Source organism: Vibrio sp. R10-SG3-ISO10, from assembly GCF_059834185.1.
In genome coordinates, this window is record NZ_JCBDHG010000002.1 from 167,601 (window position 1) to 191,954 (window position 24,354).

General features: G+C 42.9%; 23 protein-coding genes. 5 read left to right on the forward strand and 18 right to left on the reverse strand.

All coding sequences use genetic code 11. The annotated features are described in order from the left end of the window. Position 1: 1 nt before the first annotated feature. The 11 genes from tadF to AC6R16_RS01600 form a co-directional block, all read right to left on the reverse strand. The gene (gene tadF / locus AC6R16_RS01550) at positions 2 to 586 is read right to left on the reverse strand and encodes a tight adherence pilus pseudopilin TadF (RefSeq protein WP_004746854.1); all 585 of its coding nucleotides are present in this window, start codon (positions 584 to 586) and stop codon (positions 2 to 4) included. After that, positions 576 to 1,106: a TadE family protein gene (locus AC6R16_RS01555; protein ID WP_500673337.1), complete on the reverse strand. Its 531-nt coding sequence runs from the start codon at positions 1,104 to 1,106 to the stop codon at positions 576 to 578. Before AC6R16_RS01555 ends, tadF begins: the two co-directional genes overlap by 11 nt. Beyond that, positions 1,103 to 2,227, reverse strand: coding sequence for a tetratricopeptide repeat protein (locus AC6R16_RS01560; protein WP_500673338.1), 1,125 nt, complete (start codon positions 2,225 to 2,227; stop codon positions 1,103 to 1,105). Before AC6R16_RS01560 ends, AC6R16_RS01555 begins: the two co-directional genes overlap by 4 nt. Next, the gene (locus AC6R16_RS01565) at positions 2,224 to 3,090 is read right to left on the reverse strand and encodes a type II secretion system F family protein (protein WP_500673339.1); all 867 of its coding nucleotides are present in this window, start codon (positions 3,088 to 3,090) and stop codon (positions 2,224 to 2,226) included. Before AC6R16_RS01565 ends, AC6R16_RS01560 begins: the two co-directional genes overlap by 4 nt. Further along, entirely contained in the window at positions 3,090 to 4,004 is a 915-nt protein-coding gene (locus AC6R16_RS01570) for a type II secretion system F family protein (RefSeq protein ID WP_500641149.1), read from the reverse strand. The genes AC6R16_RS01565 and AC6R16_RS01570 overlap by 1 nt, the downstream gene beginning before the upstream one ends. Next, positions 4,001 to 5,266, reverse strand: coding sequence for a TadA family conjugal transfer-associated ATPase (locus AC6R16_RS01575; RefSeq protein ID WP_004746859.1), 1,266 nt, complete (start codon positions 5,264 to 5,266; stop codon positions 4,001 to 4,003). The genes AC6R16_RS01570 and AC6R16_RS01575 overlap by 4 nt, the downstream gene beginning before the upstream one ends. Further along, complete coding sequence (locus AC6R16_RS01580; RefSeq protein WP_500641150.1) at positions 5,263 to 6,456, reverse strand: AAA family ATPase; 1,194 nt, start codon at positions 6,454 to 6,456, stop codon at positions 5,263 to 5,265. Before AC6R16_RS01580 ends, AC6R16_RS01575 begins: the two co-directional genes overlap by 4 nt. 2 nt (positions 6,457 to 6,458) lie before the next feature. Then, positions 6,459 to 6,920, reverse strand: a complete 462-nt coding sequence (locus AC6R16_RS01585) for an ATPase (RefSeq protein ID WP_500673340.1) — start codon at positions 6,918 to 6,920, stop codon at positions 6,459 to 6,461. After that, entirely contained in the window at positions 6,920 to 8,245 is a 1,326-nt protein-coding gene (locus tag AC6R16_RS01590; RefSeq protein ID WP_500673341.1) for a type II and III secretion system protein family protein, read from the reverse strand. The genes AC6R16_RS01585 and AC6R16_RS01590 overlap by 1 nt, the downstream gene beginning before the upstream one ends. Beyond that, positions 8,246 to 9,022 (reverse strand): pilus assembly protein CpaB, encoded by a 777-nt coding sequence (locus tag AC6R16_RS01595; RefSeq protein WP_500673342.1) that lies wholly within the window; start codon positions 9,020 to 9,022, stop codon positions 8,246 to 8,248. Between the two features lie 61 nt (positions 9,023 to 9,083). Next, positions 9,084 to 9,293: a Flp family type IVb pilin gene (locus tag AC6R16_RS01600; protein WP_500673343.1), complete on the reverse strand. Its 210-nt coding sequence runs from the start codon at positions 9,291 to 9,293 to the stop codon at positions 9,084 to 9,086. A gap of 157 nt (positions 9,294 to 9,450) precedes the next feature. On the opposite strand from AC6R16_RS01600, the gene AC6R16_RS01605 reads away from it, so the two are divergent. Next, a complete protein-coding gene (locus AC6R16_RS01605) occupies positions 9,451 to 9,954 on the forward strand; it encodes an A24 family peptidase (protein WP_500673344.1) in 504 nt (167 codons plus the stop codon). Here the strand turns inward: AC6R16_RS01605 and AC6R16_RS01610 are convergent. Next, positions 9,944 to 10,858 carry a LysR family transcriptional regulator gene (locus AC6R16_RS01610; protein ID WP_171325211.1) on the reverse strand — a complete coding sequence of 305 codons (915 nt, stop codon included), beginning with the start codon at positions 10,856 to 10,858 and terminating at the stop codon, positions 9,944 to 9,946. The genes AC6R16_RS01605 and AC6R16_RS01610 overlap by 11 nt on opposite strands. Positions 10,859 to 11,660: 802 nt before the next feature. Beyond that, positions 11,661 to 12,641 (reverse strand): sugar-binding transcriptional regulator, encoded by a 981-nt coding sequence (locus AC6R16_RS01615; RefSeq protein ID WP_500673345.1) that lies wholly within the window; start codon positions 12,639 to 12,641, stop codon positions 11,661 to 11,663. A 451-nt stretch (positions 12,642 to 13,092) separates the two neighbouring features. Here AC6R16_RS01615 and tal point away from each other — a divergent pair, with 451 nt between their 5' ends. Then, a complete protein-coding gene (gene tal, locus AC6R16_RS01620; RefSeq protein ID WP_500673346.1) occupies positions 13,093 to 14,043 on the forward strand; it encodes a transaldolase in 951 nt (316 codons plus the stop codon). An 82-nt stretch (positions 14,044 to 14,125) separates the two neighbouring features. Next, entirely contained in the window at positions 14,126 to 16,117 is a 1,992-nt protein-coding gene (gene tkt, locus AC6R16_RS01625; RefSeq protein ID WP_500673347.1) for a transketolase, read from the forward strand. 48 nt (positions 16,118 to 16,165) lie between these two features. Here the strand turns inward: tkt and AC6R16_RS01630 are convergent, their stop codons facing one another. Beyond that, the gene (locus AC6R16_RS01630) at positions 16,166 to 16,636 is read right to left on the reverse strand and encodes an Lrp/AsnC family transcriptional regulator (protein ID WP_500673348.1); all 471 of its coding nucleotides are present in this window, start codon (positions 16,634 to 16,636) and stop codon (positions 16,166 to 16,168) included. A gap of 150 nt (positions 16,637 to 16,786) precedes the next feature. On the opposite strand from AC6R16_RS01630, the gene AC6R16_RS01635 reads away from it, so the two are divergent. Beyond that, positions 16,787 to 17,749, forward strand: a complete 963-nt coding sequence (locus AC6R16_RS01635) for a hypothetical protein (RefSeq protein WP_500673349.1) — start codon at positions 16,787 to 16,789, stop codon at positions 17,747 to 17,749. A gap of 77 nt (positions 17,750 to 17,826) precedes the next feature. Here the strand turns inward: AC6R16_RS01635 and AC6R16_RS01640 are convergent, their stop codons facing one another. The 3 genes from AC6R16_RS01640 to AC6R16_RS01650 form a co-directional block, all read right to left on the reverse strand. After that, positions 17,827 to 18,345: an NUDIX hydrolase gene (locus AC6R16_RS01640; protein ID WP_500641164.1), complete on the reverse strand. Its 519-nt coding sequence runs from the start codon at positions 18,343 to 18,345 to the stop codon at positions 17,827 to 17,829. Between the two features lie 94 nt (positions 18,346 to 18,439). Beyond that, positions 18,440 to 20,077, reverse strand: a complete 1,638-nt coding sequence (locus AC6R16_RS01645) for a methyl-accepting chemotaxis protein (protein WP_500673350.1) — start codon at positions 20,075 to 20,077, stop codon at positions 18,440 to 18,442. Between the two features lie 197 nt (positions 20,078 to 20,274). Further along, a complete protein-coding gene (locus AC6R16_RS01650) occupies positions 20,275 to 20,751 on the reverse strand; it encodes a GNAT family N-acetyltransferase (RefSeq protein WP_500673351.1) in 477 nt (158 codons plus the stop codon). A 155-nt stretch (positions 20,752 to 20,906) separates the two neighbouring features. Between AC6R16_RS01650 and AC6R16_RS01655 the strand changes: the two genes are divergently transcribed. Then, positions 20,907 to 21,905, forward strand: coding sequence for a 2-hydroxyacid dehydrogenase (locus tag AC6R16_RS01655; protein ID WP_500673352.1), 999 nt, complete (start codon positions 20,907 to 20,909; stop codon positions 21,903 to 21,905). Positions 21,906 to 21,960: 55 nt separating this feature from the next. Here AC6R16_RS01655 and AC6R16_RS01660 read toward each other — a convergent pair whose 3' ends face one another. Then, positions 21,961 to 24,321, reverse strand: a complete 2,361-nt coding sequence (locus AC6R16_RS01660) for a Lon protease family protein (RefSeq protein ID WP_500673353.1) — start codon at positions 24,319 to 24,321, stop codon at positions 21,961 to 21,963. Between the last annotated feature and the right edge of the window lie 33 nt (positions 24,322 to 24,354).

Genomic DNA, 24,354 nt, shown 5'->3' on the forward strand with positions numbered 1-24,354 from the left:
CCTAGACCCTCGCGAACGAATAAGAAGTGCTTAACAGGCGTAGAACCTCACCATTAGCTACACCCAATAGATTCACCGGAATCTCATAGCACAATGACACTTGATACAAAGGCAATCTCCGGCCACGAGAGGTTATTGGTAATAATTCAATCGCCTTATCTTTGGTTATGTCGCTCATATTTGGAAAATCGCAGCCATGAATTGCCCCTTTAGTCAGCGTTTTTTGGACGCGTTTGTAATGAGTTTTACCACTAGGCAACAGTGTCTCTTCTAAACGAATCTCATCGATACGCATACCAAACTTAGATTTGTCAAAGTTTGGTATCATGCGTTTCATCGATGCTGAAGCAATTGAATACGTGGTTTGCTCTGTTTTACGGCAATTCCCTGCACATATGTCCAGATCCGAACTAAACAATTGTTTTCTTTCAGATAGAATCGTCGTAAGAGAATATGAAGCTCTGTCCAACTGACCTTTTTTGTTGATAGCCAACATGTAATTCACGACAACTAAGAACAAACCAGAAGCGAACACTAGGACTAACGCCAACTCCACAGCAAAAGAACCTGTTTGTTTAACTCGCACAACCAGCCCCCTGCCCAATCTTGAACGAACAACGCTCGTACTCCTGAATGGTGATCACTTCTCTTCTAATGACCATGTCTGGAAACCAAATTGATACTAAAGGATCATAGGTATATACAAGGTTATACACTGCCAGTGCCATGTCTTCCGGCTGGTCTTTTTTTTCAGGGCACTCTTTAGAAGATTGATACGCGTCGGTGCACTTTAAGAATCCATCATAGTCTTTGAAGTAATCAACCCGAATTTTGACACTGCCAGGCTTTACACCATTGCTCCACAATGCGCCTCCGGCTTTGTTCATTTCATCTTTGATCATTTGACCATAGTTAACCGTGTTGCTATTGCTTGAATCACCTGCTTTTTTGGTACGCATTACTGCAGTGGTCAATGCATGGTCAGTCATGCTCATATTAAATGTCAGGATACAAATCTCGACCCAGCCAAAAATAATCGCCAGAAACAAGGGAATGCCCATCGCAGCCTCTATCGTCAACGAGCCTTTTTGTTTTGAGCGATTCATAGTCTAACGTACCTTTTCTTCGTGTAATCAACGACGAATGCGCCTTTGATATCTAAGCGAGAAAGAAAGGTCTTGGCTTCATCTAGATCATTGAACTCGCCGATACAATAACGCTTCCATAAGCCGTGAGTGTATGAATAGACGGTTCCATAATTGGTCTTTAGATAGTTCAGAAAATCAGAGGGGATTGCAGTATAAGTCGCTAACACTTGGACACGATAAGTTGGCAATACTCCTGGTTTCAATTTCTTTGGGTCAAGTTCTGAACCATCAAGGCTATTTTTCGCCTGTTGAAACTCGTTACCGGTAGCAAGGCGACTAACCTTTGTCGTTGGTGCAACGAAACTAGCACCAGCCCCTCTTGAGTTAAATGACGTTTTTGCTGTTGACTGTCTCACTGAACTTTCGCTCCTTTTGTTCTTTTTGATAGAGCGCATTAATGCTGCAAGTTGCTTTCGCGCCTGTTCATCACTGTTGGTATGTCGAAGTACTTCTAACGCAATGTCAGGACGGTCAGCGTTTACCGAAGAAATAATCAGGTTCGATCGCACTTTCTTATCGCTAGGGCTGGCTAAGTACAAGTCGTATAAAGTATCTGTTGCTCCAAGGTAATCGGACTGCATCATCTTAACCACGGCAATATTGTTGCCCGCTTCTCTGTCAGAAGCGCCTTGCTTCCGGCTTTCTTCGAACTGCTCGATGGCTTCTGGAAAACGTTTCTGCTGGGCGAGTATTTTCCCTTTTAACAAGTGGAATTGTCCCTCTTCACCGCCTTCGTCCAAGTACAAATCGAGATTTTCTAATGCTTGAACGTAGTTTTTCTTTTGATAATCGAGGCGCGCATTGGTCAATATGAATTCTGGCTGCTCCAAATCACTCTCAGAATAGGTATTTCTATAGAGTTGTGCGGACTTTATGTCTTTTTGCGTCAAATAAAGATTAACCAGTTTTGCTTTGTAGATTGGTTCAAGCTTTAAATTTGCTTTGTAAAACTCTATCAGTTGCTGGTCATTCCCTGACCCTACAAGCAGTTTTTCTTTGGTTTCCAGTTCAGTGTTTATGGCCGAGCATCCTGAAAGAGCACAGGTAATTAACAGCGCGCTAAGGGTAAGTTTTTTCACGTCAACATCCTTAGAATGCCTGGAGCGGCAATCAGTACGACGATAGGTATCATGATAAAAGCGATTAGCGGTATAGACATTTTTGCGCCCATTTTTCCTATCCTTTCTTCAAGATCCATCATATTGAGTTCACGAATATCGGTAGCCAATGTCGCCAATACCGGCCCAATAGACGAACCAAATTGAAGACTCTGCACGAGTGTCATAACAAAGCTTTGAGATTCACTGGTAGGCACTAGATCATAAAATTCTTCTAACGCCTTTTCTAAACCGACCAATCGCGACCGTTCCACAGTGACTCGCACCACATAGGCTAAATTACGGTCGACAGTCGCTAATTCTTTGGACAAGTAATCTAAACTTGATTCGATTGTCATCCCTGTATGAACACAAACATTCATAAGATCGAGAAGAAATGGAAGTCTTGAGCTGATGTGTTTTATATTGGCTTTGCCTCTACTAGTCACAAACGCATCGGGGCCTATTATAAATAGACCTAAGGCGCCTAATAAGTAGAGTAGCGAAAAGGCAACCTCTGTTTGACCTTGAAAGTAATCAAAACCGATTAGAGCGAGGCAAACTGTAAACGGGATAATTTTGATTAGGTAGTAAACATCAGCCAAATAATCACTATAGAATCCGGCTGCTACGAGCTTTTTCCGCGTTTCTTCTTTGTTAAAACTCACTTGAGACAGCGCTACTTTAATTAAGTCGATGCGCTTACGTTCCTCGCGTGTAGAACCAATGATTTTTCTCGTTGCAATATTGGCTCGTGTATTGTCCCATGCTTTCAGTACACCACCTGCGATTAACATTGAAAACAAGAATGCGAAAGCCCATAGCATTAGGGTTTTAAAATCCATTATTCGACCCCTCGCAAGATAAACCAGATGCACACAAAACCAATGAATTCACTGATCAACACGTAATAGAAGATCGGTTGTCCGCCCGGTTCAAACATGACGAAGTTGTAATTCTCTGGGCTGGTGAATTTCAAAATAACTAGAAAAATGACGGGTAAACAGGCGATGATTTTCGCGGAAGCGCGTGCCTCTGACGTCAACGCATTTTTCTTTTTTTCTACGGCTCTTGAATCAAACATAAGTCGGTTAATGCGATTGATTACGTCCTTTAGCTGCCCGCCTCGGCTCAAGTTGATTCGAATTGTTGACGCAAAGAAAAAGTACTCCAAGTAAGGGAAAGTCGCGGCACTTCTTTCAAGTACGTCGTCAGGGTCTTCGCCAATAAGCAGTCGTTCGGCCATGAACTTAAATTCATTGCCAACTTCGTTGTCTAGTTGTTTCCCTACATACTCAAATGCATGCACGATACTTTGACCAGAAGAGATCGCACCACTAAGAATATTCAGTGCATCTGGAAAGTTGTTTTTGAATTTTTCCGACTGTCTTTGCTTGAGCTTGGTAAAAAACATCACAAACAATATCGGTTCGATGATGACCAAGCATGTCATGAAATCCTGTCGAAAAAAGAACTCGTTGATCGCGTACACTGCTCCCGAAGAGATTGAAAAGAACAGCAACAGCTTGAGTGGCATGTTTGGTTGAAACACTTTCACTGCAGCTTTGTATTGTTGACGTAGACGCGCTTTGAAATCTTTTTCGAATTGCTGAGCATCAATAACTGCTCTTGCGCCTTTCACCCCCTCAAATTCTGCTTCCATTTGGATGAGCTTATTTAGTTCCTTGTTTTGACGTGTGCGCACTATCATCCAATAAACAAAGAGACCTCCCCAAGCAAGTATCAGTAATAGGGTCATGCAAAAATCTCCCTAACCGTCTCTTCGAGGCCAAAGAACTTGGCACGCTCATAAATAACCGAACGTGTAGATAAACCTGGTGTTCGAAACTCGCCGTTAATCTTACCCTCTTTATATTCTGAGCTCGCTTCATAACGGAAAATGTCTTCCATAACCACACTGTCACCTTCCATCCCGATTATCTCGGATATGTACATTACTTTACGGCTACCATCGTGGAGACGCTTAACCTGCACGATCAAGTCGACAGCACTAACAATGGTTCGTCGAATAGCAGCGATTGGAAGACTCGCGGTCGCCATCATTACCATGCTCTCGGTACGCGCAATGGCATCTCTTGGCGTATTGGCGTGTAAGGTAGACATTGAGCCATCGTGTCCGGTGTTCATCGCCTGAAGCATCTCGAATGCCTCTCCGCCACGACACTCACCAACAATTATTCGGTCTGGACGCATACGTAACGCGTTAATCACCAGCTCTCGAGCCGATACTTCACCCGTCCCTTCTACACTCGCTTGACGTGTTTCTAGTCGAACTATATGAGGCTTTTGTAATTGAAGCTCCGCCGCATCTTCAATCGTAACGATACGTTCGGTTTCTCCGATAAAACCTGACAATGCATTGAGAAGCGTGGTTTTCCCTGAACCTGTACCACCCGAAATCAAAATATTGCATTTGCAATGGCTTGCAATCGACAGCAACTTAGCCATTTCAACTGACATGGCACCGAATTCAACTAAGTTCTCAAGCTTTATCTTTTGCTCTTTAAACTTACGAATTGAAATAGATGTACCGTCTATGGCCAAAGGAGGGATTACAATATTAACACGACTTCCGTCCATTAAACGCGCATCACACAAGGGCTTCGATTCATCAATACGACGTCCAACGTTGGAAGCGATACGCTTTGCTATCGTATTAAGTTGCTTCTCGTTAACAAACTGAATTGGAGACTTTTCAACCTTACCACCAATCTCAATAAAGATATCCGACGGGCCATTGATCATGATGTCTGATATATCATCGTTATCAACCAGCTTTTGCAGTGGCCCTAACCCCTTAAGTTCATCAAGAAGTGCTTTTACCAGTTCGACACGCTTTAGCGAGCTTACTTGTAGCTTGTTTTTGTCGATAAGAATGTTAACCGAATCTTTTAACTGCTCTTCAAGCTCTTGTGTCGTGATTTCAACTAATGTCGCAGCATCCAATGCATCAAAGATTTCATCTCTAAGTTGGATGTAAATTTCTTTTATTTGATTCATTTTCTAAACAGTGAAAAACGTGATTTGGTTTTGATTTTCTTACCCGTTAAGGTGGAAACCATATGAGCGATCGGTGCTGATGACTTAGATTTCATGAAGTGCCCGATACCTTGCTGAATAAGCAGCTTTTCCAACGCAGGTTCGTACGCGAAATCAATACTTGTCTTAACACGAATTCGCTCTTTAGCACTGGCGAGCGTAACCATAAAATCCTTAGCTGGGCGATTGAGGTTAAACACCAATTCATGTTCCACTTTACCGAGTTTTTTCTTTAGCAAGTTGTAAGAACGTAAAGAGGATACTGAAGGGTCACACACCACAAAAATTCGATGATATTTGTCACTTAGCTCTTGGTCATGGATTTCTTCGTAGCACGAGAGCGGAGCTGAATCGATTATAAAGTTATATTGATCAATAAGCTGATTGGACAAATTAAATAGCGTTGTCGCGTGATCTGACAAACATGCTATGTTCTTTTCCAAAACAAGATAGTCCAGTTTATCTACTACAGGGTGGACATACGTCTTAGCGATCGCATCATCGATATCAATTTGATTCAAATCTATACTATTTTGCTTAGCCTTTAGACCTTTAACCCCAAGATAGATATCACTGTTCATAGCTCCAGAATCGTGGTCAACAAGTAAGGTTTTTAGATTGGCTTGTCCTGCTAAGGAATGGCATAAGAGCGAACTAACACTAGAAACACCTACCCCACCTTTTGTACCAAGGATCAGAATTCGCTTAGCGACACGGGTACGCTTGACACTGGACTCTTGTTCTTCATTCGACTTAATTGCCGCGAGTAATGCGTCAAGATCTGCATCCCATAACACATAATTGGCACCTAGAGAATGAACCTGGTTTCGTAACTTAATCGAATCGACATCGCATAACACTAACAATGAAATGCTGACATCAAGGCGTGTTGCTATCTCCGAAGTTTGATCAACCACGTTGCCTGCGCCTCTTAGATCCAAGATAACGTGATTAAGTTTTACGTCCGAGTTGTTCCACGTACTGTCGTTATCAATATCTGGCACTTCTATTGGTTTTGCATAACCTTCAATCGCATATAGGTCGTTAACGGACTCTATAAACGCAGCATCATCTGAAACGACAAGATCCCTTGCGGATATACTCTCCTTCATTTTTGAAGACGAGTTTTTGAATAAGATATCTAAATCCATGCTTATTGAACTCGTGTGATCGGATTAACTAGGCTAATGTTTCTGTTGTGTTCGACACTACACCCAAATCGGTATGCTTCTCTCTTGCTAAAGGTCATCGCTCCACAATCACTACTTTTGATCCTCACATACCGTGCGGTAATCAATATGTTTTTTTCTTGGCCTGGAGTGGCGAGCGCGACCTTATATCTGTCCTTTGCCACACCTTGTGTTTTGAACTGGTCATGCAGTGTTGCGACAAAATCACTAGAACCCGTTTTGTACTCAACGAGGAATCTCGCTTTAGGCTCACGTCTTTTTACGTCTTGTATAAAAGCGACTGCTCGTGCCATTGAGTCATCTCCTTGAGTGGAATTGAACTCCAGTCGTTCTTCCAATTGTTCAATGACACTCGAGTTCGTTGTATCAACTTGACTGCATGCCGCGCTTAAAAGTGCCAACATTGAAATAACTATCCAACGCATTAGTTGAAGCCCCCCTGTTCAATTGTTCCTTCTAGTTCTGGTTCATTTAGCGATGACAAGTCAATTCGCAGTAACCGCTCTAATTCGCTAGTACGCCTAAAACTCGGTAACTTGACTTCTTCTGAATCAACTGGGTCGACAAGATTAACTGTAGCTACGATTATCAGTTCTGTTTTCGAACGATTTGTGGTCGTATGGCTAAATAGAGCCCCCAAAATTGGGATATCACCAAGGAATGGAATTTTGGTTAGCGCCTCACGCTCTTCTGAAGTTAGCAAACCTGCAAGTACAAAACTTTGGCCGTCTTTAAGATGAACGGTAGTTTGCGCGCGACGAGTCCTTAAAGTAGGGACAGAAATCAAACCTGTTGAAGTTTTGTTTGACTCATCAATCGAACTGACTTCAGGCATCAGAGTGAGGCGAATATTTTCTGTATCAGTCACTTTCGCGACCATAGCTAGCTTAACGCCATATTCTTTGTAACTAATGGTGATGCCGTCTTCATCACGTACAGCGATGGGGATTTCACCGCCAGCAAGAAAGCTAGCCTGTTCACCTGAGATTACCGACAGATTAGGCTCGGCTAGAACTTGTCCAATCTTGTCATCTCCACTGGCTGAAATTACCGAAACAATGTCTTGGGCGGTGAAATCAAGCAGTTTATTGACAAACTTTCCTGGCTCACCACTATCGCTATAAGTAACACCTAACTCAGTTAAAAATGAGCTGGACACCTCCGCGACAGTAAGCTTTACGTTGATTTGCTCTGTGGTTAAGACTTTGAGGTTATTAATGACTTGATCGTAAGTAAACCTAGCTGTGTAATCTAACTCATCGAACTCTTCACCATCAGCATCTCGCAGTTCGTAGACTTTCCGACGTCGCTCTTTATTTAACATTTCGCCCACAAGGCGATACACTTTCTGTTTAACCTCTTCACTACTGACAATACCATCTAGTACCACCTGATCACCGACGTTCGAAACCACAACACTTTCATCAGGGAAGCGAGCAATTATAGTTTGCTTTAGTAATCTCAAGCTTTGGTTTACAACCAATTCTGCGTTGTATATTTCGTTTCCACCTCGGTCGTACACAATCACTGAGGTGCTACCCTGACCAACGCCATAAACCACAACTTTATTCTCATCAATAATCTTGTAATCGGCGATTTCTTGGTTTGCGACAAAGACGGTTGCAACCTGACGTTTTAGATTAATCGTTTTAGCCGCTCCTTGATCTAAACTCATCAATTGAGAAGCGTATGACGGAAAACAGAGAATGAGATACAGTAGTGCTGCCGACTTAGTTTTATTTATTACCATTTAGTCTTTACCCCTTAACTCTCTTACTCCAAATTGTGTTTCCAGTAAGTCACTGCTGCGAATAGATAAATAACGGTTTTCAATCTCCGCCGGAACAATGTTTACATCGCCTACTTTTTGCGCCATTTCAAGTTTGAGTACATCACGCATTTTGAGTGCTATCACGACGCTATATTGCTTATCCTCCGCATCCTCGGCATCTTCATCCTCATCGCCCTTTATTACCTGTAAAACCCTTGCGCCGCTGATTATGACGCGGCTCACTAAACCACCAACATCACCATAGCCATCTTCGAGCAAGTTATTTTCAGAAGAAGTGGTAGAGACAAAACTAACTTTGTCTCCCGGATAAAGAGTTAGAGTTTGAACAATTCCGAGGCCCGATACATGGTAGTAATAAGGCAGTTCCCCATCATTTACAGACAAAAACATATAATCTCGGTCACCTGGATTTGATATATCTTTTTGAGAAATAAGTTCTCCTGGATTTAACTCTCTTCTAAATAAAGCCCCTGGTTGAATGTTAATATTTTCTTGCGCTGTATAGTCCAAGCCCTCGACTTGCGATAAGTCGATCAACTCTGTTTTATAAGAATATGCGTTTATTATCTGACCTTTGTTTACGTCATCATTGATGACCAAAACAGTGACTTTGGGTTCTGGTTTTTCAGTTTGCTCTTGCTGTTCTACAGTCGTAGAAAAATAAGTATTGTTAATAAAAACAAAGCTGGAGAAAATGGCGAGAGCAACAAGTACAAGAATAATTGTTCTATTCATATTGAGTCTAAGTAGTAACGAAATAGGGGCTATCGCCCCTAGAAAAACACAGTGAAGTAACTTACTTACCTGTTGCTTTAGTTAGGTTATCAGTGACTTTGGTTAAAGCCCCTGTAATTGCATTTTTCAGTGCATCTGTTTGGAATGCTGCTAATACAAGTGCTGACATAACAACGGCGATAATTGCATACTCAACAGCCGTTACACCACGGATGTCATCTTCGAATTTCATTTTAAGCTCTGCAAGCTTAGCTAAAGTTTTGTAGTACATAATGTTCCTCTAAAATGTTGGCCTTAGCCTGTGTATATTTCAGATGGAATTAAATCACTCAATACTAATCACAACAAATTATTAGTTTTTATAGAGTTATAATTTTTTATTATCCTCACAAACAGAATTTTTTATAGAAGCATAAAATAACTTTATAATGGCAATGGTTGATACTGTTTATACGAAGAGATATTATTTCAATATGATTATAGACAATATCTTTTCAATATCATTTATTATCTTAAACCTTTCTTGTGCTATTAAAGCATGTAATAGTGATCATAAAAGCAGGACAATATCAAATAGTCTGTGTAAAACACTATTCGTTATAAATACGGTCTCTGCTTGTTACCATGGCTATATTCTTCAATCAGCAACCACAACCTTTGTTATTTTTTCAGTTCTTATTTTGATGTGGTTAGTTGGCTGTTTAGGTGCTGGAGACATCAAGTTACTGTGTGCGTTTACAATAGGAATAAAACCCGAACTCACTATTGCTTGTTTGGTTATGGTGGGACTACTGGGGGGTGTTCAAGTGACTATCATGTATTTAGTAGGAATAGCGTCGGGTAAGAAAGTTTTCGAAAAAGGTATTCCCTATGGAATACCTATATCTATGAGCGGTTTAGCTTTTTCAACACTCTCTTTTCTTAGTTTCTAAAAGCTGACACTCGGCAAGGTTTGAAACTAGTGGTATTTTGTCGTAGTTGCTCGTCTTCCTTAAGTTCAAACAACTCTTGCATTTTGTGCTTTAATCCAAGCTCTTCAAGTTCGTGAGTAACATCATCGCTACACCAAACATACATATTAGCCTTCTGGTTAATGATCACTTTGCGACAGTCTAAATTTCGAACTGACCATTCTGGAAAGATCAATACCGTGCCATTTGTTTCAAGCTCATTCTTAATCAATCTCAATGAGTTAGTTGAAACCCAACTAGTAACAAAAGAAGCATCTATACCGTGCTGTTTAAGAATATCTTGAACATCCGATCGATTTAACGTGTGGCAATATACAATTCGCTGTGGGTAGCACTCATGCGGATCCATAACATGTGAATGGGCAATAGCATAGTTGACCGTATTGAGTTGATACGAACGCCCATCTGTACAAGGAAGCCTACTAACCGAAAAAATTAGGTCATAATTGTCTATATCTAGATGCCCACAACTCGCAAAACTGGTGATTGAAAGGTCGATATTGTTTAGCGCTCTAAATTCATTGATAATTTTATCAACCATGTCGGGACAGAATAGCTCTGCAATGGCAATGTTGAATTGATCTCGCAGTTCTACACTTTCCAAATCGTTGAACAACTTCTCATACATAGACATTGTTTGATCAGCATATTCAAGTAACACTTGGCCATGTTTTGTGAGCACAAAGCCCTCTTTTCTATCAAAAATACTTGCCCCTATCGTACTTTCAATCTTCTTAATATGTTGTGAAACTGCAGGTTGTGTCATAAACAACGATTCAGCCGCTGCGGTAAAGCTTTTTTGCTTGGCAACCTGCGAAAAAGTTCTTAGGTATTTGACGTCGATACTTCTATTGACGGTTTTCATGGTCGAAACTACCTCGATGTTGCGATTTTATATTTTTTTTTAATGAGCTAAATAATTTAGCTGCAAAATAACAATTGTGTCATATAGATACAAACAGCAATATTTATGGAGTCATAAGCAAGTCTTATACAACAAAACACTTAATCACAAAGCTCACCACGCCACTTCAAAGCAACAGGTATTAATGTTGAAACATAAAAATTGTTGGACTGAATGTTAGAATATTGGCTCTAAAGTGGGTTTCACTTAGGTTTTACACTGCAATTGGTCGCAAATACAGATAATTTTCCTGCGATAGATAATCGTCGTTGAGCCTGAAAGTTTGGGGGGTAGATAGTGAGGGTGTTAAAAAATCAACTGAAATTTGTGAAGTAAAATCACTTATATAAAAAACAATTAATGTGATCTATGCAACATTATGAATTTCATCGCTGTAAGCTAGGTGTAGTTAGGGATGACTGAAGCCACACTTAGTGTAAGTAAGCGATGTAAAACCACCTACTGCTAGCATTGAGGAATGACCAGAAACAGATGCCAAAGCAACCGCAAAGCTAGGTAAAGTTAGGCAAAGATATCTTATCCTCAGTTCGTTGCCTGTTGTGCTAAGCAGAAAAAACAATTCAACTAGTTAACGAGGAAAAATCTATCAGTTCAATTGGATACCAGCCAATTAAGTTTTGTTCTAATTGCATAATTAAACCTTATAGTCACAACAAGTTATTACACTTAAGAATAAGCACATAAAGCTCTTTTATTGCGAGTCTTGTGTAAAAAGTTTGTCAGACTAATCTCAACAGACCCACTACTTCATCTGCTCATCTAAGTTGAGTACTGTCAGTGCATTACTTACGCTTGTCGCTATAACGTCAATCACACCTGTTCTGAGTGCGCCTAACAATGCCAGCGGCTTACTGTTTTCCGCGGCGATGGCTATAACCTCTGAAATCGGACGAAACTCGTCGATACTTAAGCCGATAACACGGTCACTCATTACTGTCGTCGCTGAGTCGCCATGGATATCGAAGAAATCGTAACCAGCAAAGTCACCCACTACCCCTTGCTGCATTCGCGACTGCACCACTTCATCTGCCGTAAACCAGCCAAGGTCAACCATATAACTGTTCTCGCTCATATCACCGATACCAACTAAGGCAACATCAGCTTTACGCGCGAGATCCAAGGTTTGCTTAACGGTTGCATTTTGCATAAAGGCCAGCTTTTGCTCTCTGTTTTCTGCATAGGCTGGTGCGTATAATGTCTCTGAGGTTCCACCGTAACTCTTCGCAAACTGACGGCAAATATGATCAGCATTGAACATCCCTCCGCGAGGGTGGATACCACCGATACCACAGACAAACTTAACATCACGCTGTGGAATGACACCAACGTGATGAGCTACTGCTGAGACATTACGACCTTGCCCGACGGTGACTACCGATCCATTTTGAATGGAACTAGCCATATATTTTGAAACCAGTCCTGCTACCTGCTGGCGTTGCTGCTCTTCTACCGGCTGATCTAGCGCGATAAGCGCACGCTTAACACCAAAGCGCTCAATCAGGCGCTGCTCTATTTTGGCACTAAACACTGGGTGGTATTTAACCGTAATTTCAACAATGCCCTCATCCCGGGCCTGCTTTAACATGCGGCCTACCTTGGCACGCGAGACAGAAAACTTTTTCGATATTTCTTCCTGAGTCGCACCATCCTGATAGTAGGCGACCGAGATTTCCGTCAATAGATCTGCGTTATCATCTGAAATGTCGCTTTGCGATTTGCTCATTAGGGTATCTTCCACAGCTAACCAATTGCACCTAACATGTGCTCACAGCCGTAGCATATGTCACAACACCCTTTTATGGCAACATTTGCTCATGAGAATTACATTTTCTCAGCCTATATTTTCACCTGATAAGTTTATCCGTAGCCCCTACGCCGCCTTGGCAAACGTTTAGTTTCCTTACTAAGCGTAGGTAACACAAAAAATACTTGATGAACATCACTTAAAAGCTCATTCAACAATTGACTTTCTAGCTGTATGAGATAATTATGAACCCATCATTTACTCAGCGTTCGAGCAAATGTTCACAACAATTGTTCATACGTTGAAAATTATTTAAGTTGAGTAAGCTAAGTTGTCCCCTGTGGGAAATTCGACTATTACTTAACTCGCTTGCAATTGCACACCCATATCCTTTAGTGATGTGGAAGCCCAATGAAATAGGATGATCGAAATGAGCAACAAATTAGAGCAACTTCGTAAACTAACGACTGTAGTCGCTGACACTGGTGAAATTGATGCAATCAAAAAATACCAGCCAGAAGACGCTACAACTAACCCTTCTCTGATTCTTAAAGCAGCTCAAATCGCTGAGTATGCTCCTCTAATCGACGCTTCTATCGAATACGCTAAAGCGCAAAGCTCTGATAAAGCACAACAAGTACAAGACACTTGTGACATGCTAGCGGTAAACATCGGTAAAGAAATCCTTAAGACTATTCCAGGCCGTATCTCTACTGAGGTTGACGCTCGTCTTTCTTACGACATGGAAGGCAGCGTTGCTAAAGCTCGCCAACTAGTAAAAATGTACAACGATGCGGGCATCACTAACGATCGTATCCTTATCAAACTGGCTTCAACTTGGGAAGGTATCCGCGCAGCTGAAATCCTAGAGAAAGAAGGCATCAACTGTAACCTGACTCTACTATTCTCTTTTGCTCAAGCTCGTGCATGTGCTGAAGCTGGCGTATTCCTAATTTCTCCATTCGTTGGTCGTATCATGGACTGGTACAAAGCGAAAGAAGGTCGTGACTTCGAAGCTCAAGAAGATCCAGGTGTTCTATCTGTAACTAGCATCTACAACTACTACAAAGAGTACGGATACAACACTGTAGTAATGGGCGCAAGCTTCCGTAACATCGGTGAGATCCTAGAGCTAGCGGGTTGTGACCGTCTAACTATTGCTCCTGCACTTCTTGCTGAACTAGAAGCGGCTGAAGGTGAAGTGGTAGAGAAGCTAGTTGACTCTAAAGGCACTAAAGAGCGTCCTGCTGCAATGACTCACGCTGAGTTCCTATGGGATCACAACCAAGACCCGATGGCAGTTGAGAAGCTTGCTGAAGGTATCCGCAACTTCGCAGTTGACCAAGGCAAACTTGAAGCAATGATTGAAGCTAAGCTTTAATCAACAGAATTTCTAGAGGGGAACGTTTGCGTTCCCCTCTTAACATCCTTTCTAAGAAACAATCTATTTATCGGTATTTATTATGGATCGTAAAAATTTAGCTAATGCTATCCGCGCTCTAAGCATGGATGGTGTACAACAAGCAAACTCTGGCCACCCAGGCGCACCTATGGGTATGGCTGACATCGCTGAAGTTCTTTGGCGCTCTCACCTAAACCACAACCCTTCAAACCCTGAGTGGGCTGACCGCGACCGTTTCGTACTTTCAAACGGCCACGGCTCAATGCTGATTTACTCTCTGCTTCACCTAGCAGGCTACGAGCTATCAATCGACGATCTGAAAAACTTCCGTCAACTACACTCTAAGACTCCAGGTCACCCAGAGTACGGTTACGCACCAGGTATCGAGACAACAACAGGTCCTCTAGGTCAAGGTATCACTAACGCTGTAGGTATGGCGCTAGCTGAGAAGACCCTAGCAGCACAGTTCAACAAAGAAGGCCACGACATCGTTGACCACTTTACTTATGCATTCATGGGTGACGGCTGTCTGATGGAAGGTATCTCTCACGAAGCATGTTCTCTAGCCGGTACGCTAGGTCTTGGTAAGCTAATCGCGTTCTGGGATGACAACGGTATCTCAATCGATGGTCACGTTGAAGGTTGGTTCTCTGACGATACACCTAAGCGTTTTGAAGCTTACGGTTGGCACGTAATCCCAGCAGTAGACGGTCACGATCCAGAAGCAATCAACGCAGCTATCATCGCAGCTAAAGCTGACCCTCGCCCTACTCTAATCTGTACTAAAACTATCATCGGTTTTGGTTCACCTAACAAGTCTGGTTCACACGACTGTCACGGTGCTCCGCTAGGCGCTGAAGAAATTGCAGCTACACGTAAAGAACTAGGTTGGGAGCACGGTCCTTTTGAAATTCCGCAAGATGTCTACGCGCAGTGGGACGCGAAAGAAGCAGGCGCAGCTAAGGAAGCAGCGTGGAACGAGAAACTTGCAGCTTATGAAGCAGCATATCCAGAGCTTGCAGCAGAATTCAAACGCCGCGTAAACGGTGAACTGCCAGCACAGTGGGAAGAGAAAGCAAACGCAATCATTGCTGACCTTCAAGCGAATCCTGCAAACATCGCATCACGTAAAGCATCGCAAAATGCTCTAGAAGCGTTCGGTGCTATGCTACCAGAATTCCTAGGTGGCTCTGCTGACCTTGCGCCTTCTAACCTAACCATGTGGTCTGGCTCTAAGTCTGTTTCTGCTGAAGATCCAGCCGGTAACTACATCCACTACGGTGTACGTGAATTTGGTATGACAGCGATCATGAACGGTATCGCTCTGCACGGTGGTTTCGTACCATACGGCGCAACGTTCCTAATGTTTATGGAATACGCGCGTAACGCAATGCGCATGGCTGCTCTGATGAAAGTTCAGAACATCCAAGTTTACACGCACGACTCTATCGGTCTTGGCGAAGATGGCCCAACTCACCAACCGGTTGAGCAAATGGCTTCTCTACGTCTGACACCCAACATGAGCACATGGCGTCCATGTGACCAAGTGGAATCAGCAGTCGCTTGGAAACTGGCAATCGAGCGTAAAGATGGCCCAACATCGCTAATCTTCTCTCGTCAAAACCTTGCACAGCAAGAGCGTAACGAAGAGCAAGTTGCAAACATCGCTCGCGGTGGCTACATCCTGAAAGATTGTGAAGGCAAGCCAGAGCTAATCCTTATCGCTACAGGTTCTGAAGTTGAGCTAGCGGTTAACGCGGCTGCTGAACTTACCGCTGAAGGTAAGAAGGTACGTGTAGTATCTATGCCTGCAACTGACGCATTCGACAAGCAAGACGCTGAGTACCGTGAAGCTGTACTTCCATCTGACGTAACGGCTCGTATCGCTGTTGAAGCAGGCATCGCTGACTTCTGGTACAAGTACGTTGGCTTCGGCGGCAAGATCATCGGTATGACGACATTCGGTGAATCTGCACCAGCAGGTGAGCTATTCAAGATGTTCGGTTTCACTACTGAAAACGTAGTAAACACAGCGAAAGAGCTCCTAGCTTAATCTCTGCATCTCGATAATAGAATGCCCCGCTATCTTAGCGGGGCATTTTTATTGGATCTCTTCTACATTTACTTGGGTGCTGAACTTAACGGTCTTAGTCGACACTGAAGTGTGAAACTTTCTAATGTTCTTATCCTGATGAAGCACCCTTTCAATAAAGCGCTCATAGGCTTGAATATCGGGCACCGAAACAATGATCAGAAAATCATAGCTTCCGGTGATCTGATAACATTGTGTGACTTCAGGAGCCTGCTCAATAGAGCGCCTAAACACGCTATAGATATCCCCTCTATCACGCTCCATTTCCACAGATACAATCAAGGTCATTTTGTTGCCCGCTAACGACGGGTTGATGATCGAGACATCTCCAACAATCACTTTTCCCGCTCTTAAACGCTTAACACGCTTTAAGCAAGCAGGTGGAGACAAGCCAACTTCCTCTGCGAGCTCAACGTTCGCTATACGGTTATTATTTTGCAGCACTGAAAGGATCTTCCGATCAATCTTGTCAATTTCCATATATTTCTTAAAACCCCGCCCTTAGGAATTTTTGCCTCCTTATTGAGAAAACAAAGAAACAATATTAGTAAATAGCATTATATAAGCATCACCATATTTCTCCACATTCGATTAACATTTTGCCATCCGTTGTTTTTAAAGGAATCGACAATGAACAAGCTGCAAAATTTCTTTCGAGATCTCGTTAAAGAAATATTCGATGTCACCTGGACGCTCTACAAGATCATGGTGCCGATCATTATCATCATCAAAGTAATTGAAGAGTTAGGTGGAATCGCAATTTTGAGTAACTGGCTTAGCCCTTTGATGAGCCTGGTAGGCCTTCCGGATGAGATGGGACTCGTTTGGGCAACCACGCTGCTGACGAACATCTATGCGGGTTTATTGGTATTTATGAATACTGATGTGCAGCTTACTGTCGCCCAAGTGTCAGTACTTGGCACATTGATGTTACTTGCTCACTCATTACCCATTGAAGCTGCCATTGCCAAAAAAGCGGGGGTAAGCCTAACAATGACGTTATTGCTTCGCTTAGGAGGAGGTATACTCTTAGCGTGGCTATTACATCATACCTACCAATATTGGAACTTGTTGGGTCATACCGCAAATGTCGTCTGGTCACCAGAGCAAGTGGTACAGCAAACCTATTTTGAATGGGCGTGGGTTCAAGTCGAAAATCTATTTGCGATTTTCCTTGTCATTTCTGCTCTGCTTTTTACCCTCAAGCTAATGAAACTTATTGGTGTAGAACGAGCAATGGCGATAATGTTGCGACCAGTCTTAAGGTTACTTGGAATCAGTCGTGAAGCGACAAACATGACCATTGTAGGCATTACGTTAGGCTTGTCTTTTGGTGGCGGTCTTTTGATTAACGAAGCGAAACGTGGACACATCCCCGCACGAGATGTGTTTATCGCGATTATGTTACTTAATCTTGTTCACAGTATGATTGAAGACACCATCCTTGTACTTCTAATAGGGGCTGATTTCATTTCTATCTTTTGGGGAAGGTTACTGTTTGGCCTAGTTACCGTCGCGATACTCTCTCACACGCTCAAATATGTAAGTGATGCGACTTGCGAAAAGTACTTTTATCGAAGAGTCGAGTCTTAATTGTGGACGTTAGACTCTAACAAAACAAATGCCTACCAAAGCAATTTGGTAGGCATTTATCTTTTAACCTTAATAACTTAAAGCATTTCTTTGGCGATTAGGTGAAGTAGAAAGGTCTCACGTTCAATACTCATGCCTTTCTTCGGGCTTTCAGCAATGGTTTTTTCATTATGCGCGATGGCTTCGTGAATGTTCATCCAGACAGCTTTCATGCCATTTTTAATCTCGTAATCTTCGTAGTTAGTGTCACCGAGTTCCCGGTTAACTTTGCACGTATAGCAGTACGAAATCATATGAACAACATCAGCGTCCTCTTTGTACCAAGGTCGAAACTCTTCATAGATACCAAAAGGCTTAATACCATGAATATTGTTAGCGCCCGTCTCTTCTTCTAACTCTCGTACCATCCCAGCAATGATATCTTCACCTTCATCAAGGCCGCCGCCAGGAATGGTATAGTCATGGTAGCGCTCGGTGTACAACAGTAAAATATCTTCTCCATCAACCACGATGGCGCGTGCTGCATTGCGCTTGAATATAATTTTGTCGTCCAAGTGTTCCAGATCAGGATGGACTGTGGTCTTTAGATGTCTCATAGATAAGCTAGTGATAGAAAATTTGTTGCGATTCTATCACTAGCACTGTCTTTGATTCCAATAAGAATGACGATAACTCTGTTTGCTTAAACCTTTATGCAAGCTTAAAGCGGTTAATCATGCTCATAAGGTTTTCAGAGACGTGTCTTAACTCTTTACCCGAACTCGCCATTTGAGCCGATTCACTCGATACAGAGCTCGCCATGTCACTCAAGCTAACCACATTACGGTTGATATCATTCACTGTGACCGTTTGCTGTTCCGCGGCAGTAGCAATATGCTGCGCCATCTCCTCTATGGTATGAACCTCTTGATTAATTTTATCTAGAGTTTGACCTGCTTGGGTGGATAGCGCAGACGCTTGGTTTGCTTTGTCTGCGCCTTGGTTCATCACGACTACTACATTTTCAGCGCCTGTTTGAAGCTTCTCGACGATGTTTTGAATCTCAAGCGTTGACTCTTGAGTCCGCTGCGACAGTGTTCTTACTTCATCAGCCACCACGGCAAAACCACGACCTTGCTCTCCGGCCCTCGCCGCTTCAATCGCGGCATTGAGTGCCAACAGATTAGTTTGTTCGGCAACGCCACGAATCACTTCAAGGACCGTATCCACATTTCTCGCATCCGTCGCGAGCTTCTGTACTACTTGCCCTGCAGAACCGATTTGCTCCGCCAATTCATTCGCTTCAGTAACATTCTTTTGAATGATGGAGTGGCTATTTTGCGTCTCTTTTGCCGCAAGGCGACTGGCGTCATTAGCTTCAACCGTTCTACCTGCTACTTCTTCAACGGTGGCGAGCATTTCTGTCATCGCTGTCGCTAACATGTCCACATCGTTTTGCTGCTGATTCAGACTGTCATCAATATGATGAACGGAATTAGATAATTGAGTCGCCGATGCCGAAACTTGTGTCCCCGCATCGCTGATATTAAGCATAATCGATTGAATAGAGGCGACAAACTGGTTGAAGTAACGAGCTAAGTGAATCAGTTCTTTACTGCCCTCTTCCGGTAAACGCTGAGTTAAATCGCCTTCACCTTGAGACAATGTTTTCATTGCGCGTAACGTGCGTTTTAACGGTGACGTTATCGTTTTAATGAAATATCCAACCACCAACGATAACACGACTAAAATGCCGACGGCATAGCTTAGCGACGTGACTTCCGAACGGTAAGTTACCGCTTTTAAAGCAACCATATTCATTCCAGAGCCAACCATCCAACCCCACGGTTCAAACATGACTGCGTAACTCGTTTTAGGGTCTAGGGAGTCTTTATCTGGATTTTTCCAATGATAATCAACAAAACCGCCACCATTTCTAGCTGTTTGATAGAGTTCTTTGACAAAATAGGCACCGTTACTATCTTGGAGGTTCATAATGTTTTTGCCGAGCAAAGAAAGGACGCCAGAAGCAATTTGGATTCCTTCATTATCACCAACAAAAATATAGTTATCACCATCAAAACGCATTGCAGAAATCGTTTCCAAAGCGCGCGCTTGTGCTACCTCTTTGGTTAACGCCCCGCTTTCACTCTGCTGATGATAATAATCGATAACACTAACGGCACTTTCCACTAGAGTTTCAACTCCGCGCTCGTAATTTTCACGCATATGTTGACGAGATTTATCGATATTTAAAAAAGTATTGGCAAACAAGCCAATTGCGAATAATCCAAGTATTGACCATGCCCTTGCGGCAATTGAGACGTTTTTAAGTTTCGTTACCAACATATCCATATACCCTAACCAATCAAGTTTATTATCAACCCAACCGCAAATACCATAGTAATTAGATGGTTACCGACTGGTCGGATTTATTTTATAAATATAACGGTAGCAGTAAAATGAATGGTTTGTGTAACTATTATATGAATTTAGTAATACTTAGGAGGTAGTGATATAAAGGTCAATCTAACTCTTTGAAAGTTTCATCCTTCACTAAGTTGCAACGACATAATATGCTGGGGCCCTGCTGCTCCTCCCAAATAAAGATCGCCATTATCGACAAAGCCATTATTTAAATAGCAACGATAAGCCGCTGGATTCTTGCAGTTAACGGTCAAGTAAACAGCATCAAATTGTGTATATTGTTGCGCTAGATAACTACCTAAAACAGACATTGCGGCGCTTCCATATCCTCGACCTTGGCAGTTTATATCGATCAAAAATGCTCTAAAGCCTAGTGAACCCGCGGGAGCAAATTCATAAACACGGCTATAAGTGGTATCGATAAGAAAAATTCCAACCACATTGTCACTATCCAGAACAAGATGAGGGTGCACTTTATCGTCAGCATTGAGGAGAACTTGCTCCACCGTCCCTACATAAGGGAGTTGTTCATCCGCCACACTGAGCGTAATCACCTGTTCAAGATGCGCGGGGGTCATTGGCGTCAGTTTAATCATATTTTTCTCCAATCCTTGTCGAATCTAATATATATCAATAATTTAACTAGAGGTGCAACTTGGATATAGCCTCAGTAAATTCATGGTTTATTTTCTTTCTAATTCAGTATTCAATAGGCGTCGTTACTCTCCTTCAATACCTTAGAGAGGTTTTTATGATAGATGTCGCTGTGTTTAGCTCTAAGTCTTACGACGAAGTATCTTTCTCGAAAGTTAACCAAGCTTATGGTTTTAACCTTCACTTCCACGATTTCCCGTTAACTCGAAAAACCGCAAAGATGGCTCATGACTGTCAAGTTGTTTGCGCGTTCGTTAATGATGATCTTTCGGCACCAGTCCTTGAAGCGTTATCACAACAAGGCGTAAAGATGGTCGCAATGCGCTGCGCTGGGTTTGATCGCGTCGACTTAGAAGCCGCGAAACGACTTGGTATTCAGGTAGTACGCGTTCCTGCTTACTCGCCAGAATCTGTCGCAGAGCACACAGTCGGCTTAATGATGAGCCTAAACCGTCGTTTTCACAAAGCCTACCAAAGAACCCGAGATGCGAACTTTAACCTAGAAGGCCTAGTAGGGTTTAACTTCTTTGGTAAAACTGCAGGCGTGATCGGTACAGGTAAAATTGGCATTGCAACAATGCGAATATTGAAAGGCTTAGGGATGGAGCTTTTATGCCACGATCCATATGAGAATCCGGTTGCTCTCGAACTCGGAGCCAAATATGTTTCTAAGCAAGAACTATTTGAGAAGAGCGACATCATTACTCTGCACTGCCCTATGTCGGATGAGAACTATCATCTGCTCGATGAAGCGGCTTTCGAGCAAATGAAAGATGGCGTTATGATCGTTAATACGAGTCGTGGTGGCTTACTCGATTCTGCTGCAGCGGTTGAAGCGCTGAAACGCGGGCGAATCGGCGCGCTTGGCCTTGATGTTTATGAGCATGAAAAAGAGCTGTTTTTCCAAGACAAATCTAACGATGTGATTGTTGATGATGTATTTCGTCGATTGTCGGCTTGCCACAATGTCTTATTCACAGGCCACCAAGCTTTCTTAACCAATGAAGCGTTGGGCAATATTGCAGAAACAACGCTCGGTAATGTGGACGCATTTGCAAAAGGTGTTCGATCAGGAAACGAAGTGCTAGAGCTTTAGTTTTCAATTAACCAACCACTAAGAAAGAGCCCCTTTGTTAGGGGCTCTTGTCGTTTTATTTCCTTAACGCGTTAAGCTTAGCTTGCGCGATACCGAACACGGTATCAATCGGGTAACTCCCCTCATCACTTGGCGTACCGGCGGCTTTTCCGGTGAAAAGTTCGATCGCCTCAGTCACATGGTCGATTGCCCAGATATGGAACTCACCTTTTTCTACCGCTTTGACGATGTCTGGTCGTAACATCAAATTATGCATATTCGAACGCGGGATAATCACACCTTGCTCGTTCGTACGCCCTTTGATTTCACATACATCGAAGAAACCTTCGATTTTCTCATTAACACCGCCAATTGGTTGTGATTCACCAAACTGGTTCATCGAACCTGTAATAGCTATATCCTGACGGTTTGGCTGTTTAGAAAAGGCCGAAACCACGGCACAGAACTCAGCCATACTTGCGCTATCACCATCAACGCCACCGTATGATTGCTCAAAAGTAATGGTGGTGCTTAATGGGACTTTCGCCGTTTTGCCAAATACTGAGGACAAGTACGCTGTTAGGATCATCACACCTTTTGAGTGGATACTACCGCCAAGGTCAACACTACGTTCAATATCGATTACTTCACCTTCACCGTAACAGGTTGTCGCAGTAATCCGGTTTGGCGCGCCAAACATATACTCACTGGTACTAAGAACCGACAACGCATTAACCTGACCAACCGCTTCACCATGAGTGTGAATAAGGGTTGTTCCGTTAATAAAGCTCTCCATCACGCTGTCTTTTAATCGGCTTACACGCAATTCTTGATTCGACAGCGCCTCTTCGACATGGCTAGAACGAATCATGTTAGAATTCGCTTGTCTTGCCACATAGTTCGACTCACGGAGTAGATTCGCAATGTTAGCGGAATGAAGAGAGATTTTGTTCTGATCGCCCGCTAAGCGCGAACTATGCTCAATGATCCTTGCTATCGCCTTGCGGTCGCAATGCAGCATGCCGTTATCGTTCACCACACTGGAAATGAATTTCGCGTACTGAAGCTCCGAGTCGGCATTACGCGTCATCTCATCTTCAAAATCAGCGGTCACACGGAATAGCTCGCTAAACTCTGGGTCGTAATGTTGAAGTAACTGATAGGTACGGTAATCACCGAATAGGATAATTTTCACATCCAAAGGAATCGCTTCAGGATCAAGTGATACCGTACCTGTTAGCGTGACTTCTTTCTCTAGAGAAGTAAAACTCAACTGGCGCGCACGCAGAGCACGTTTAAGTCCATCCCATACATAAGGTTGCTCCAGCACCTTCTGCGCATCCATCAAGAGCACACCACCGTTCGCCTTGTGCAGACTACCTGGGCGAATTAAGGAGAAATCAGTAAAAACCGTTCCCTTAAAGGTGGCGGTTTCAATGTAACCAAATAATGTGTGATAGTTTGGGTTCTCTTCAACGACGATTGGAAACTCTTCGTTTTTGCGGCTTACCAGGACGTTAACCTTGTAACGACGCGGCAACTTCTTGTCTAGCGAGGCTGTCGCTACCTCGCCTTGCTCAGCACTTTGCTCTAGGAAAATATCTGCATTGTCAACGATGTCCTGCTGTAGCTCTGTAAGATAACTCTTAATCACAGGATAACCAGAATAGTCTTTCTTGAGCTGCTTTATGAAGTGGGTTATCACATCTAGCGTCACTTCGTCATTGAGCTTTTTGATCTTCTCTGTGTACGCTTCTTCCCATTCTGTAAGTTGACGGACCATGTTTCTCAGTTGGACTTCAAGTTCGTCGATCGTGTCACCAAAGTATTCTTGCTCTTTATTGCTCAGTTCTTCAAACGACTCTTCTGTGTGTAGCTCTTCGCCATTCATCGCAACAAACTGGTAGTCACCTTGAGTCGTAATCGTCAGGCTAATGCCCTTAGACTTGGCTTCTTTGGTGATGACCGCAAGTTCGGCTTCTTGCTTGGTGGCCAACTGGTTTTTCAGCTTATCTGCGCGGCTATAATACAGTTCGTTATCAAAGGCCAATGGCATCGCATTGACGAGCTTAGACATGAGTTTTTCAATATCTTGTTTGAACTTGCTGCCCACGCCGCAAGGGAGCTTTAGGACCTTTGGTGTTCGAATATCTTCAAAATTCGCGACATAGCACCAATCAAACAATGCCGCTTCGTCATGTTGATGACGATTCAAATAGCGCAAAATCATCGTACGCTTGCCCAACCCATTTTGGCCAATTGCGTAGATGTTGTATCCCTTCTCTTTAATCGACATAGCAAACTCGACGGCTTTCTGAGCACGCTCCTGCCCGACAATCTCATCGATAGGCGCCAACTCTTTTGTCGACTTGCTTTGTAGTTTTTCTAGCTCAGCTGATAGGTATAGCTGATTCGCTTCAAGTCTTTGAATGGTCATCACTCTATCCTTGTAGTTATTGTTCTCATAAAG